Annotated in this window: 9 protein-coding genes; 6 read left to right on the top strand and 3 right to left on the bottom strand. The window is 65.4% G+C overall.

The window, feature by feature from the left end:
- Positions 1-606: 606 nt before the first annotated feature.
- A complete protein-coding gene (gene rraA, locus C6W88_RS20365) occupies positions 607-1,092 on the top strand; it encodes a ribonuclease E activity regulator RraA (protein WP_045994927.1) in 486 nt (161 codons plus the stop codon).
- Between the two features lie 141 nt (positions 1,093-1,233).
- Positions 1,234-3,108, top strand: coding sequence for a glycerophosphodiester phosphodiesterase family protein (locus C6W88_RS20360; protein WP_108133811.1), 1,875 nt, complete (start codon positions 1,234-1,236; stop codon positions 3,106-3,108).
- Between the two features lie 70 nt (positions 3,109-3,178).
- Here C6W88_RS20360 and ggt read toward each other — a convergent pair whose 3' ends face one another.
- The 3 genes from ggt to ppsA all read right to left on the bottom strand — a co-directional run bounded on the left by ggt (position 3,179) and on the right by ppsA (position 8,256).
- Positions 3,179-5,017 carry a gamma-glutamyltransferase gene (ggt, locus tag C6W88_RS20355; RefSeq protein WP_108133810.1) on the bottom strand — a complete coding sequence of 613 codons (1,839 nt, stop codon included), beginning with the start codon at positions 5,015-5,017 and terminating at the stop codon, positions 3,179-3,181.
- Positions 5,018-5,159: 142 nt separating this feature from the next.
- A complete protein-coding gene (locus C6W88_RS20350; RefSeq protein WP_108133809.1) occupies positions 5,160-5,711 on the bottom strand; it encodes a hypothetical protein in 552 nt (183 codons plus the stop codon).
- 172 nt (positions 5,712-5,883) lie between these two features.
- Positions 5,884-8,256, bottom strand: coding sequence for a phosphoenolpyruvate synthase (gene ppsA / locus C6W88_RS20345; RefSeq protein WP_108133808.1), 2,373 nt, complete (start codon positions 8,254-8,256; stop codon positions 5,884-5,886).
- 417 nt (positions 8,257-8,673) lie between these two features.
- On the opposite strand from ppsA, the gene ppsR reads away from it, so the two are divergent.
- The 4 genes from ppsR (at position 8,674) to C6W88_RS20325 (ending at position 13,836) form a co-directional block, all read left to right on the top strand.
- Positions 8,674-9,507, top strand: coding sequence for a phosphoenolpyruvate synthetase regulatory kinase/phosphorylase PpsR (gene ppsR / locus C6W88_RS20340; protein ID WP_045994921.1), 834 nt, complete (start codon positions 8,674-8,676; stop codon positions 9,505-9,507).
- Between the two features lie 372 nt (positions 9,508-9,879).
- Positions 9,880-11,160: an imelysin family protein gene (locus C6W88_RS20335; RefSeq protein ID WP_108133807.1), complete on the top strand. Its 1,281-nt coding sequence runs from the start codon at positions 9,880-9,882 to the stop codon at positions 11,158-11,160.
- A 127-nt stretch (positions 11,161-11,287) separates the two neighbouring features.
- Entirely contained in the window at positions 11,288-12,727 is a 1,440-nt protein-coding gene (locus C6W88_RS20330; protein ID WP_108133806.1) for a di-heme oxidoreductase family protein, read from the top strand.
- The gene (locus C6W88_RS20325) at positions 12,724-13,836 is read left to right on the top strand and encodes an imelysin family protein (RefSeq protein WP_108133805.1); all 1,113 of its coding nucleotides are present in this window, start codon (positions 12,724-12,726) and stop codon (positions 13,834-13,836) included. Before C6W88_RS20330 ends, C6W88_RS20325 begins: the two co-directional genes overlap by 4 nt.
- The last annotated feature ends 2 nt before the right edge of the window (positions 13,837-13,838 follow it).

The following is a 13,838-nucleotide window of genomic DNA, read 5'->3' as shown; positions in this document are numbered from 1 at the left end:
CCAAAGATATGCGGACGGCTGGCATTGCGACGGCCGAACTTGGTCATCGCCGATGGCTTATGCGGAAATCGGCAATGACCTCAAGATCCCCTTATCCGCAACGGATCTTTGGATTCAAGTGGAGAGTCTGGCGACACCGCTCTCGCGCTGGCGTCTCCGGCTTCCCCCGCGGCTTACAGCGCTGCATAGTACCGGCCTTGCACGACCGACCCTCGGCCCGGCCCGCTATCGATTCGCCAGCACCACGAAAGATCAGCGCCGGTCTGATGCCGGAATCATGAGAGCAACTCACCACCAACGAATGGAGGCCAACGACATGCACTCGCACTCGGGTGCCAGGCAAGTCATCGTACCTTCAGTGGAAAAAGGATCAGGCGGATTGCCAGGGCGCTTCGCCAAGGCATCGATCACATCTCTGGGCTGAACGTGGACAAGCCGGTGAAACGACGCCACTTTTCAACGACCGATTTGACGACTCGCGCACAATTTATCAGAGATCACCGAAATCCATTCCCACGCTCGACCTCCTCAGCCCGTCATCCCCCGGGGGCTGGATAACATCGACACCTGTGGCATCATGCCAGGACTAGCCACGGAGACGCTCCAATGACCCAGATTGTCACGCCCGATATCTGCGACGCCTACCCAGAGGTGGCGGTGTGCGACCCGATCTTCGTCAACTACGGGGGCCAGGAGGCCTTCTTCGGCCCGGTGAAAACGGTCAAGTGCTTCGAAGACAACTCGCTGGTCAAGCAGGCGGTCGCCGAACCAGGAGACGGCGCAGTGCTGGTGGTGGACGCAGGCGGGTCAACCCGCTGCGCCATGCTCGGCGACATGCTCGCGGAACAGGCGGCCGGCAATGGCTGGGCCGGGGTGATCATGTATGGCTGCGTGCGCGACGTGGACATCCTGGCGGAGACCGATCTGGGCATCCAGGCCCTCGGCGCCCACCCACGCAAGAGCGAGAAGCGCGGCGAAGGCCAGCGTGATGTTCCCGTCGCCTTCGCCGGTGTCGACTTCGCACCGGGCCAATGGGTCTACGCCGACAACAACGGCATTCTGGTCGCCGAGTCCCGCCTCGAACTCGATTGACGGGCCATCGCTCTTCCTTGGTCCACCGACCGTCGGGGGTCCTGTGACCCCCACCACTGACGCCATCGCTCACTCGGTGGGTCCTCGGCGCGCAGCGCCCCCTGCTCCTGCTACCCACGTCCAACGGCACACTTTAGACTCATGACGCTTGCCAGGGATGTCTACACCAGCCTGCATGACCACCTGCGTCCTCTGCTGGCCTACCATCTGCTGTTCACGCTGTTCGCCTCGGCTGCATTGCTGCCGGCCATGGGCTGGCTGCTGGCCGGCTGGCTTTCCCGGGTTGGCCGCCCCCTGGTCACCACGGTGGATGCGGTCGAACTGCTGCTGTCGCCGCTCGGCTTCAGCTGGATCCTCGCCTTTGCCGTCATCCTGCTGACACTGCTCTACCTGCAGCAGGCCGGGATGATGCTGGTGGCGGTGGAGCGCCAGGGCTCCCACGCGCGTCAGGCCTTGATCGCCCTGTGGCAGAGCCTGCATCGTCTTCCCAGACTGTTGGGCCTCGCCAGCCTGCAGGTGTCGATTCACCTGCTGGCCCTGACGCTTGTCGCCGCCTGCGCCAGCCTGGTCCACGATTCCCTGCTCGGTCACCTGGATCCCTACTACGTGCGGCGGGTGCGCCCACCGGCCTTCTGGCTCTACACCTCGACCCTGCTTCCGCTGGTCGGACTCTGGGCCGCGCTGGCGGCGCGACTCTACATCCGATGGTGGCTGGCGCTGCCCTGCGTGGTACTGGAGGGTCTCTCGCCTGTCGCAGCGATGCGCCGCAGCTACCAGTTGACCCGGCACCGCCAGGGGGGACTTGCGCGGGTCATCTTTTCGATGCTGGCGGTACTGCTGGTGCTGCCGTCGGCGGTGTCGATCGCCTTCAGCGCCTGGGTCGCCCCCCTCTTGTCGACACTGCCCGAGATCGGCGCGGTGGTCATCACGACCATGTTGCTGGTGGTCACCGCCGCGACCCTGCTGACGCTCAGTGTCGCCTTCGCGGTGATCGTGCTCAACGCCCTGCTGGCGACCTGCCTGTACCTGCGCCGCGCCCATCGACTGCCGCGCCCCGATCCCCCACCGGCTGACGCCCACCCGGGGCGGTTGGCCTGGGCGGTGGAGGTCGGCATCCTGGTATTCGCCGTCTCCCAGGCGTGGCTGATGGTGGAGCGACAGGAGCTCAATGACGAGGTCGAGGTAATCGCCCACCGGGGTAGTTCGGAGGTAGCGCCGGAAAACAGCCTGTCAGCCATCCGCCAGGCCCTGGAAGACGGCGCCGATCAGATCGAGATCGATGTGCGCCTGAGTGCCGACGGCAGCGTGGTGCTGAGCCACGATGCCACGCTGCAGCGTCTTGCGGGAGATCCGCGGCGGGTCACCGACCTGAACTGGCAGGAGTTGGCAACGCTGGATGTCGGATCAGGCTTCAGCCATGCCTTCGCCGGCGAACGCCTGGCCAGGCTCGACCAGGCCCTGGCTGCGGTGCGTGGCCGCGCCGACCTGATCATCGAGCTCAAGCCGAGCCGTGGCCAGGAACAGGCGCTGATCGAGGCGGTCGTGGCAGAGCTCGACGCCGAACGCCGCTGGCGCCTGCAGTGCCGAGACCAGGCAGAAGACCGCCTGGCGCGCATGATCTGTGGCGATCCAAGACTATTCGAGACCACTTGGCTTGCGTCCTTGTCGTACCGTCAGATCCACCTGATCGACGCCCAGGAACCTCGCGCCAGGACACTGCTGCTGGCAGAGTGGGCCCTGCCCGGCAGCCTGCCGCAGCGTCGCTTCGACGGGCTCGGCCTGCGCAACAGCCAGATCGACGATGATCAACTGCGACGCGCCCACCTCAACCAGACGCCGCTCTACGCCTGGACGGTCAACGATCCTGGCCGCATGGCCAGACTTATCGACATGGGCGTGGACGGCATCATCACCGACCGCCCCGAAAGACTCAGCGCACTGCTGCGCGAACGACGCAGGATGAGCGACGCCGAGCTACTGCTGACCAAGCTGCGCCACTGGCTGGCCGACGACTGAACGAAGAACCTCCGCCCCGGCGGTAGCCGGAAGCGGGGGCAACATCAGTCCGTGGAGGAAATGGCGCGCCTCAGTCGCCCATCACGACGCCTTCACGGCGGGGGTCGGCACCCCCATAGAAGCCATCTTCGGTGACCTTCAGCGCCTGCAGACCGCTGGTCAACTCGCGGGTCTCGACCTCGTGGCCAAGCCCCCGCAGATCGCTCAGCGTGGCCTCGGGGAAGCGCCCCTGCTCCAGATAGACGGTGCCACCGGTGGTGATCGCATGAGGCAGATCGAGCGCCTGCTGGGCGTCCACACCACGCGTAAGCATGGCATCCAGCGTCTGGGCGGTGTAGTGGATGATCGCGGCGCCTCCGGGAGACCCGAGACTCGCTACCAGCTCGCCGCTCTCACGCTCGAACACCAGCGTCGGACTCATGCTCGAACGCGGCCGCTTGCCGGGCTGCACCCGGTTGGCGATCGGTGTGCCCTGCTCATCTGTCGGGGTAAAGGAAAAGTCGGTCAACTCATTGTTGAGCAGATAGCCGCCATCAAGCTCGCCGCCACCGTTGGCCATGATGCGCGAACCAAACGCCTGCTCGATGCTCGAGGTCATGGCGACCGCCTGGCCCCGGGGGTCGACGATGCTGATATGGCTGGTGCCGTGCTCGGGCTGCTGGGGCTGAGAGGCGTAGGCGGTCTCCAGCGAACCGGGGTTGCCGGGGCGCGCCTCGCCGCTACCCATGCTCTGCTGCTTGATCAGCTCGGCGCGCTTGGCCAGATAGTCCGGTGCCAGCAGCGTGTTCCAGTCACCGCCGGGGGGTTCGACGAAATCGCTGTCACCGATGTAGCGGCCGCGATCGGCAAAGGCCAGGCGCGAGGCCTCGAGAAACGGATGCAGCCAATCCACCGTGGGCACGCCCTCGTGGATGGCGGTCTCGATCTCCGGCAAGGCCTCCATCATGCCGAGTATCTGCATCAGGGTCAGGTGTCCCGATGAGGGTGGCGGGAAACCGCAGACCTCCCAGTCACGCCAGGGGGTACACAGCGGCTCACGCTCGAGTGCTGCGTAACCCGCCATGTCCTCGAGACTCAGGGTACCGGGCAGCTCCGGGTGATTCCGCACCCGGGACACCAGATCCTCGGCGAACTCGCCGGTGTGAAGCGCAGAGCTGCCCTCCTCGGCCACCTTGGTCAGAATCGCCGCCAAAGCGGGATTGCGCAGGGTCGTTCCCACCTCAAGCGGCTCGCCCTGGTCATCGAAGAAGTAGGCCCCGGCGATCTCGTCCTCGGCAAGGCTTGGCGTCGACACCAGGCTCTGATGCAGACGCGGGCTGATCTCGAAACCCTCCGTGGCCAGAGTGATGGCCGGCGCAAACAGTGACTTCCACGGCAGCTCGCCGTATTCGTCGTGCGCCAGCTCCAGCATCCTCAAGGTACCGGGCACCCCCACCGAACGCCCGCTCTCGACCGCGGTCATGAAGTCGATCGGATCGCCGTCGGCATTCAGAAACAGGGACTCGTCGGCGCCCAACGGGGCCTTTTCACGGCCATCGAAGGCGTGGACCTCTTCCCCGTCGAACAGCATCAGAAAGGAACCACCGCCGATGCCGCTGGACTGGGGTTCCACCAGCGTCAGCACCATCTGCACCGCGATGGCGGCATCGATGGCCGAGCCTCCGGCCTTGATCACCTGATAGCCGGCGTCGGTGGCCAGAGGGTTCGCGGCCGCCACCGCAAAGGACGAGGTCGACCAGCCGGGCTTCTCCTGATAGCCGGAACTCGATTCCGGCGAGATGTCCGGACGGGCGTATTCAAACCCCTCCTGGGCAAGTGCCGGTGTCGTCAGCAGGCCGGCCAGCAGCAGATTGCCGCAAACGATGGAAGACGCCAGACGCGCCAACCGTGGCGAAGTACGCGATGTCATCACCGCTCCTTTTGTGATGAGTAATACGGGAGAGTCTTTATTGCTTGATTCAGCATAGGCCCTGAGCGTCGAGACGGCACGCAGGCTCGCTGTCATGTGCGTGTTTCACCGGCATCGTGTACCGCCGACGAGCAGCGCTGACTCATTGCCGGCGCTCGTAGCGATCCAGCCGCCAGCGGCAGAACCGCGAGACCAGTGCCAGCGCCAGCAGTGCCACGGCGGTCACACCGAGCACCGACACCAACTGGTGATAACCCTCAGGGGTGCTTTCGGCCCTGGCCGCCATGCCCTTCTCGGCCAGGCGTACCACACCGTATATCAACGCCATCAGCAGGCCCAGCGGCAGCGCCGAGCCAAAGCGTGACAGGCCCCGAGTCAATGCCCAGGGAGGCGTAGGCTCCTTGTTCTTGACCGCCTTTGCCGGAGCAGCCTTGCCCCGTGAGGCCCTGGGTTCCTGCCTGGGTTCTGACTTGGCCTGGGCCTTGTTCGCGGCCTTGCTCGACGCCTTGGTCGGGGAATCGCTGCGACTGCGGGCCCTGGGTCCTGGCTTCGCCTTTTGTGTTGCCGTGCCCGATGACTGACGCCCCCCTGGCAGCAGCCGCCCGAGAGTCCAGCGCCCCAGCGACCAGCAGGCCCAGCCCAGGCACACCCCGATGGACAGCAGCACGCTGCCCATGACCAACAGATACGCCATCACAAGATCCTGAAAAGAAAAGCTTCCCATGGTGCCAAGTTAGCGGGCACTTGGGGAGCCCCTCGAGGCGATTGAGCGAGTTTCGCACACCCGCTGAACGCAACGACGCCGCGGAAGGTCCGCGGCGTCGACATGCGGGCGATCGCGTCGCCGTCTCACAGCATGGTGATGCTCAGCCGATGGTCTCGCCGGCCAGCAGGAACCAGGTCTCCAGCACCGCGTCCGGGTTCAGTGACACCGAGTCGATGCCCTGCTCCATCAGCCACTTGGCCAGTTCCGGATGGTCAGACGGCCCCTGGCCGCAGATCCCCACGTACTTGCCCTTGGCCTTGCAGGCCTGGATCGCCATGGCCAGCAGCTTCTTGACCGCCGGGTTCCGCTCATCGAACAGGTGCGCGACGATACCGGAGTCGCGATCGAGACCGAGGGTCAACTGGGTCAGATCGTTGGAGCCAATGGAGAAGCCGTCGAAGTACTCGAGGAACTCATCGGCCAGCAGGGCGTTGGCCGGCAGCTCGCACATCATGATGACCTTGAGACCGTTGTCGCCGCGCTTGAGGCCATTGGCCGCCAGCAGGTCGACCACTTCACTGGCCTCTTCGGTGGTACGCACGAAGGGAATCATCAGCTCGACGTTGTCGAGGCCCATCTCGTCGCGCACCCGCTTCATCGCCCGACACTCAAGCTCGAAGCACGGCCGGAAGTTCTCGGAGATGTAGCGCGAGGCGCCGCGGAAACCGAGCATCGGGTTCTCTTCACCGGGCTCGTAGAGCTTGCCGCCGATCAGGTTCTCGTACTCGTTGGACTTGAAGTCCGACATGCGCACGATGACCCGCTCCGGATAGAAGGCCGCCGCCAGGGTCGAGATACCCTCCACCAGCTTGTCGACGTAGAAGCTGACCGGATCGTCGTAGCCGGCGATACGCAGGTCGATGGTCTGCTGCAGTTCGCTGGGCAGAGTGTCGTATTCCAGCAGCGCCTTGGGGTGAACGCCGATCATGCGATTGATGATGAACTCCAGACGCGCCAGGCCGACACCGGCGTTGGGCAGGGTGGAGAAGCTGAAGGCACGATCCGGGTTGCCCACATTCATCATGATCTTGAACGGGATGTCCGGCATGGCATCGACGCTGGTGACGTTGCGGTCGAACTCCAGCAGACCATCGTAGACGTGGCCGGCATCACCCTCGGCGCAGGACACGGTGACTTCACGGCCATCGCGCAGCACGTCGGTGGCGTCCCCACAGCCCACCACCGCCGGGATACCCAGTTCGCGGGCGATGATCGCCGCGTGACAGGTGCGCCCGCCACGGTTGGTGACGATGGCAGAAGCGCGCTTCATGATCGGTTCCCAGTCCGGGTCGGTCATGTCGGTGACCAGCACGTCCCCGGCGTTGACCTTGTCCATCTCGTCCGGGCTCAGGATGACCTTGACCGCACCACGACCGATGCGCTGACCGATGGCGCGACCGGTGACCAGGGTGCGCCCCTTCTCCTTGAGCTGGAAGCGCTCCAGCGAGCCGCCCTCCTGCTGGGACACCACGGTCTCGGGACGCGCCTGAACGATGTAGAGCTTTTGATCGTCACCGTCCAGTGCCCACTCGATGTCCATGGGACGGCCGTAGTGCTCTTCGATGGTCATCGCCTGACGCGCCAGCGCCATCACCTGTTCGTCGTTGATGCTGAAACGGCCACGATCGGACAGCGGCACATCCACGGTCTCCACCGACTTGCCGGCGCTGGCATCACCGGTGTAGACCATCTTGATCAGCTTGGAGCCGAGGTTACGCCGCAGCACCGCCGGGCGGCCTGCCGCCAGGGTGGTCTTGTGGACGTAGAACTCGTCAGGGTTCACCGCGCCCTGCACCACGGTCTCGCCGAGGCCCCACGACGAGGTCACGAACACCGCATCACGGAAGCCGGACTCGGTGTCCAGGGTGAACATCACGCCGCTGGCCCCGGTCTCGGAGCGCACCATCTTCTGCACGCCGGCGGACAGCGCCACGTTCTCGTGGGCATAGCCACGGTGCACCCGGTAGGAAATCGCGCGGTCGTTGAACAAGGAGGCGAACACCTCGTGCACCGCCCGCTTGATGTTGTCGTAACCTTCGATATTGAGGAAGGTTTCCTGCTGTCCGGCGAAGGACGCGTCGGGAAGATCCTCGGCGGTAGCGGAGCTGCGCACCGCCACCTTGAGGTTGGGATGCTTGCCGAGCATCAGCTCGTAGGCTTCACGCAGGGCGGCCTCGAAGGCCGGCGGCAGCGGGGTATCGATGACCCACTGGCGAATCTTGCTGCCGGCCTCGGCAAGGGCATTGACGTCATCGACGTCGAGACGCGCAAGCTCCTGGTTGATTCGATCGTTGAGCCCCTCGTGGGAGAGGAACTCGCGATAGGCCTCGGCGGTGGTGGCGAAACCGCCAGGCACCGTGACGCCGGCGCCGGACAGGTTGGAAATCATCTCGCCCAGGGAAGCATTCTTGCCCCCGACTCGCTCGACGTCGTTCATGCCCAGCTGATCAAACCACAGAATGTACTTGTCCACGTGACCCCCTTGGATGTCGACGACCTCGTCCGTGACGCGCCGTCATGACTGGATGCTGGCGACTCTATCAGCGCCTCGCCATATTCGCCATTGGTCTAAGAGCGAAGTCACTGGAGGATTTTTACAACACCCGGGGGAAATCGACGATTCCTGTAGTCAGCGCCCTGACGCCGCTATCGAGGTCTCCGCCAGGGCGCGCAAATCATGAAGTCGGATGCTGGCGTCAAAGTATCTGAAAGGCGCGCGAATGCTTGGCTCGGCCCCGCCGCCAGGACTTTTTTCAGAGGCTGATCGAAAGCCAGCCTATCTTGTAGTCGGGCACGCCTGTGCCGCCTTAGGTTTACTTTGGAACAGCGACAACTTGTCTCACCGCAGCGGTAAACGGACAATGCCATCACTGTCTTCAAGGGAATCGTCATGACCCGAACCGCCTTCTTCATTTCCGACGGCACCGGCATCACCGCCGAGAGCCTGGGCCGCAGCCTGCTGGCCCAGTTCGAGAACGTCGACATCCGCAAGCTGACCAAGCCCTACATCGACACCATCGAGAAGGCGCGCTCGCTGGTCAGCATCATCGAGGCCACCGCCGTGCGCGACGGCGTGCAGCCGATCATCATCGACACCATCGTCGACGAGAAGATCCGCGCGGTGATTCGCCAGGCACCGGGCTTCAAGGTCGACATATTCTCCACCTTCCTCGAGCCGCTGGAGCGCGAGCTGGACACCCACTCCTCCTACAGCGTCGGGCGTACCCACGCCATCTCCAGCGACGATGTCTATATGGACCGCATCCACTCGGTACACTTCGCCCTCGACAACGACGACGGCGCCCGTACCCACCAGTACGACCAGGCGGATGTCATCCTGGTCGGGGTGTCACGCTGCGGCAAGACGCCGACCTCGCTGTACCTGGCGCTGCAGTTCGGGGTGCGCGCGGCCAACTACCCGCTGACCGAAGACGACCAGGACGACAGCGGCACCCTGAAGCTGCCGCCGGTACTGGCCAAGCAGCGCCACAAGCTGTTCGGCCTGACCATCGACCCGCGCAGGCTTGCCGCCATCCGCCACGAACGTCGCCCCAACAGCCGCTACAGCAGCATGGACCAGTGCATGCAGGAGGTCGCCCAGGCCGAATCCATGTTCCGCCAGCTGCATATCCCCTTTATCGATGCCACCCGCTTCTCGGTGGAAGAAATCTCCACCCGCATGATCGCCGAGACCGGCATCAACCGCCGCTTCTCACCGCGCTGACGCCCGCCTGCGTCCGCCGGTCCAAGGCGGGAAGGTGCCGCCTTTCCGCCATCTCCCTGTCGAGTCGCTGCCCCTGCTCGGCTGCATCACAGCGCAGTGTCCGTGGGCTAGGGCATAGGGCTGAGTCACGGGGCTTGCGAACAGGGCTTTGAAACAGGGCTGAGGCTTCGTTCCCGTCGCGGTTTACCGCTGCCGATACCTCGCTCGCCGCTGGACTCGTCGCCGGGCTCACGTCTGCTCCAGCGCACCCAGCGACTTGCAATGATAGTCAATCTCGTTACTATTTCTTTCCGTAGTGGACTCCCCGGCGCAGCCATCCCTTACCTGTCGTCGCCGCGCAAGAATAACCGCCCTGAGAAAAGGTAACGCCCCATGATCTCCCGTCTCGTCCGCCGTCCCCTGGCGCTTGCCATTGCCGCCAGTGCCGTTGTCGTGTCTAGCCACGTCGCCGCCGAAGACGTTACCGCCGAGGCGGTGGTGAGCCACTACACCGATCTCGCCCACACCACCTACAGCGACGCGCTGAAGACGGCCAAGGCGCTGGACGAGGCCATCGACAGCCTGCTGGCCGCGCCGACCCCCGAGACCCTGGCCGCCGCCAAGAAGGCCTGGCGTGAAGCGCGGGTACCCTACCAGCAGAGTGAAGTCTTCCGCTTCGGCAACGCCATCGTCGACGACTGGGAGGGCCAGCTCAACGCCTGGCCGCTGGACGAAGGCATGATCGACTACGTCGCTCAGGACGGCTACCAGCACGAGCTGGGCAACGCCGGCGCTACCGCCAATATCATTGCCTCCGAGCGCATCAACATCGGCGGCGAAGAGATCGACGTCAGTACCCTGAGCCCGGAGCTGCTGGCCGAGTTCAACGAGATCGGCGGCTCCGAGGCCAACGTGGCCACCGGCTACCACGCCATCGAGTTTCTGCTGTGGGGCCAGGATCAGCACGGCTACGAGGCCGGCGCCGGCGAGCGCCCCGCCAGCGACTTCGCCCAGGGCGAAGACTGCAGCAACGGCCACTGCGACCGCCGTCGGGCCTATCTGAAGGCAGCCAGTCAGCTGTTGATCAACGACCTGGAATGGATGGTCGCCCAGTGGGCGCCGGTGGACGGCGACAACTACCGCAGCGAACTGACCGCGCAACCGGCTGAAGAAGGCCTGCGCCGCATCCTCTTCGGCATGGGCTCACTGTCACTGGGGGAGCTCGCCGGTGAGCGCATGAAGGTCGCGCTGGAGGCCAACTCCTACGAGGACGAGCACGACTGCTTCAGCGACAACACTCATAACTCCCACTACTACAACGGTCAGGGCATCCAGAACGTCTACACCGGCAGCTACCAGCGTATCGACGGCACCACCCTGGAAGGCCCGGGCGTGGAAGCCCTGCTGGCGCAGCGCGACAGCGAGCTGGCCCAGACCCTGGAGCAGCAGATCGAGGCCTCCATGGACGCGCTCGGCACCCTCAAGGAGACCGCCGAGCGCAGCGACTCGCCGATGACCTTCGATATGATGATCGCACCGAGCAATGATCAAGGCGCCGCCATCGTCAACGATGCCATCCTGGCGCTGGTCACCCAGACCGGCTCCATCGAGCAGGCCGCAGGCAAACTGGGTGTCACCTCGCTGCAGCCCGACGACGCCGGTCATACTTTCTGACCCCGTCACTGGCCCCCGCTTGATCCAGATCAGGTGATAACGCCTTGGCGGATGATGCAATGAGAGTCATTCGCCCCAAGAAGCCGCACGGCCCGCGTGCGGCTCACCTGTTTCAAGGAAACGCCTGATGCGTCAATTTCCGTCGCTCCCCCCTGCTCTGTCAGCGTTGCTGGCGGCCCTCGTCATCAGCGCGCCGGTCAGCGCAAACGACGCGCCAGTCAGCGCAAACGACGAGCCGCCCATCCAGAACGACCCACGCTCGGGTGGCGAAGGCTCGGTCAGCCAGTTCGACCATAACGCCTACTCGCTGCCCCTTGGCAACATGAGCATGACCAAGCGCCTGGACTTCAGCGTCGGCAACAGTTTTTTCCGCAACCCCTGGGTGGTGGCACCGGCCAGCACCGATGCCCGTGACGGCCTCGGACCGCTGATCAACACCAACAGCTGCCAGGGCTGCCATATCAAGGACGGCCGCGGTCACCCTCCGGCCCCTGGCGAGGCGCCGGTGTCACTGTTCCTGCGCCTGTCGCTTCCCGCCGAAAGCGACGAGGATCATGACATCGTACGGCGCACCGGCGCCGTTCCGGTGCCCCACTACGGGCGCCAGCTTCAGACCGCGGCGATTCCCGGCGCCACGCCGGAAGCCGACATGGTACGCACCCTCGAGGATCGCGAGATCAGCTTCGACGACGGACACCGCGTGGTGCTCGCGGCGCCCGCCTATTCCATCGAGAACCCCGCCTACGGCGAGCTGCCCGAGAATCTGCTGACCTCCCCCCGGGTCGCCCCGCCGATGATCGGCCTGGGCCTGCTCGAGGTGGTCGACGAGGCGCAGATCCTGGCCTGGGCGGATGAGCAGGACGCCGACGGCGATGGCATCTCGGGCCGGCCCAACCGGGTGTGGGACGTGCGCCAGCAGGCCACCGTGCTGGGGCGTTTCGGCTGGAAGGCCGGTGAGCCCACGGTGGAGCAGCAGAGCCTGCACGCCTTTGCCGGTGACATGGGCCTGACCTCGCGCCTGGCCGCGAGCACCGACTGCATGCCGGGCCAGGGTTGCGAGGACTTCCCCGATGGCGGCGATCCCGAAGTCAGTGACGAGGTCGCCGACTTCATCACCTTCTACGCCTCGAGCCTGGCCGTACCCGAGCGACGCGACATGGATTCGCCAGACGTCCAGGCCGGCGCCCGTCACTTCAACACCCTGGGTTGCGCCAGCTGTCATCGCCCGTCGCTGACCACGCCGGAAGACACCGAGCGCGCCGAATTGGCCGGACAGACCCTGTGGGCCTACACCGACATGCTGCTGCACGACATGGGCGAAGGCCTCGCCGACGGTCGCCCCGAGTACCAGGCCGACGGCAATGAGTGGCGCACCCCGCCACTGTGGGGGCTAGGCCTGGCCCAGAGCGTCAATCCCCAGGCTGGCTTCCTGCACGACGGACGGGCTCGCACCCTGGAAGAGGCGATCCTGTGGCACGCCGGTGAAGCCGAATCTTCACGAAATGCCTACAAGGCGCTCGAGGCCCACGAGCGCCAACAACTACTGGACTTCCTGAACTCCCTATGACGACTTCTCCACGACACTCGGGCAGCGCCCTGGCAGCCGCCCTGCTGCTGGCGACCGCCGGCTTGACGCTGGGCGGGCCCGGGACGGCCCTGGCCCAGGGGTCCTCTGACGCAAACGCTGAGACCGCGCACGATGCAGAGAACGAAAGCACCCCACGCAGCGTCTGGCATCAGGATATCGGGCTTGGCTATCGGCAACTGGCGAGCCGGACTCAGGCACTGGCCGAACGCCTGAAGGCCAGCTGCGGCGAGGCCGACCGCCCGGCGCTGCGCAGTGAGTGGCTTGCGGCCTACCAGGCCTGGCAAGCGGTGCGCTTTGTCGACTTCGGGCCGATCGAGGTGGACAGCCGCGCCTGGCAGCTGCAGTTCTGGCCCGACGCCAAGAATCTTGTGGGTACCCGCGTCGGCGCCAGGCTACGCCAGGACGCTCCCGTCAGCGCCGATGACATCGCCGAGGCCGGTGTTGCCGAGCAGGGCTTCCCGGCGCTGGAAGTGCTGCTCTACGACGACGTCATGGCCAGCCGCTCGCTGGGCGACCCCCTGCCCTGCGCTCTGGCTGGGGCCATCGGCCGCCACCTGGTCGCCGTCAGCGACGCCGTGGTGGCCGACTGGCAGGCCTTTGCGCCGCACTACCTGGCCACCGACAGCTACAACGAGGCGACCCTGCACGGTGCGATGCAGTCTCTCGAGATTCTGGAGGACAAGCGCCTCGGCGAGCCGCTCGGCTTGATGGGCGCCGCGCCCAACGCCTATCGCGCAGAGGCCTGGCGCAGTGGCCAGTCGGTGGCCCTGGCGGCCGCCAGCGTGGCGGGTCTGCAGCAGTACTTCGAGCCGGGCCTTGCGACCTGGCTGGACCAGGCCGGCCATGCCGAGCTGGGCGACGCCTTTGCTCGCCAGCTCGAGGACACGCTCGATCAGGCCGAGGCGATCGACACCGGTATCGTCGACGCGTTGGCCGACCATTCCGATGGCGATTCCAGCTCCCCGGCTGCACAACAAGAACTGGCGACCCTCTACCTGGAGGTGGCCCAGCTGCGGGCGCTGCTCGATGATCAGATCGCCCCCGCCCTGGGGGTGGTCAAGGGCTTCAATTCCAGCGACGGAGACTGACC

Origin of the sequence: Halomonas litopenaei (genome assembly GCF_003045775.1) — a bacterium.
Taxonomy (GTDB): domain Bacteria; phylum Pseudomonadota; class Gammaproteobacteria; order Pseudomonadales; family Halomonadaceae; genus Halomonas; species Halomonas litopenaei.
This window is presented reverse-complemented; position numbering and strand designations above follow the sequence as displayed.

Excerpts from the sequence above, each read along its gene's own strand:
- C6W88_RS20350 (WP_108133809.1), bottom strand. The coding sequence starts at position 5,711 with ATGGCGTATCTGTTGGTCATGGGCAGCGTGCTGCTGTCCATCGGGGTG.
- ppsR (WP_045994921.1), top strand. The coding sequence starts at position 8,674 with ATGACCCGAACCGCCTTCTTCATTTCCGACGGCACCGGCATCACCGCC.
- C6W88_RS20360 (WP_108133811.1), top strand. The coding sequence starts at position 1,234 with ATGACGCTTGCCAGGGATGTCTACACCAGCCTGCATGACCACCTGCGT.
- C6W88_RS20330 (WP_108133806.1), top strand. The coding sequence starts at position 11,288 with ATGCGTCAATTTCCGTCGCTCCCCCCTGCTCTGTCAGCGTTGCTGGCG.
- C6W88_RS20335 (WP_108133807.1), top strand. The coding sequence starts at position 9,880 with ATGATCTCCCGTCTCGTCCGCCGTCCCCTGGCGCTTGCCATTGCCGCC.
- C6W88_RS20325 (WP_108133805.1), top strand. The coding sequence starts at position 12,724 with ATGACGACTTCTCCACGACACTCGGGCAGCGCCCTGGCAGCCGCCCTG.
- ggt (WP_108133810.1), bottom strand. The coding sequence starts at position 5,017 with ATGACATCGCGTACTTCGCCACGGTTGGCGCGTCTGGCGTCTTCCATC.
- rraA (WP_045994927.1), top strand. The coding sequence starts at position 607 with ATGACCCAGATTGTCACGCCCGATATCTGCGACGCCTACCCAGAGGTG.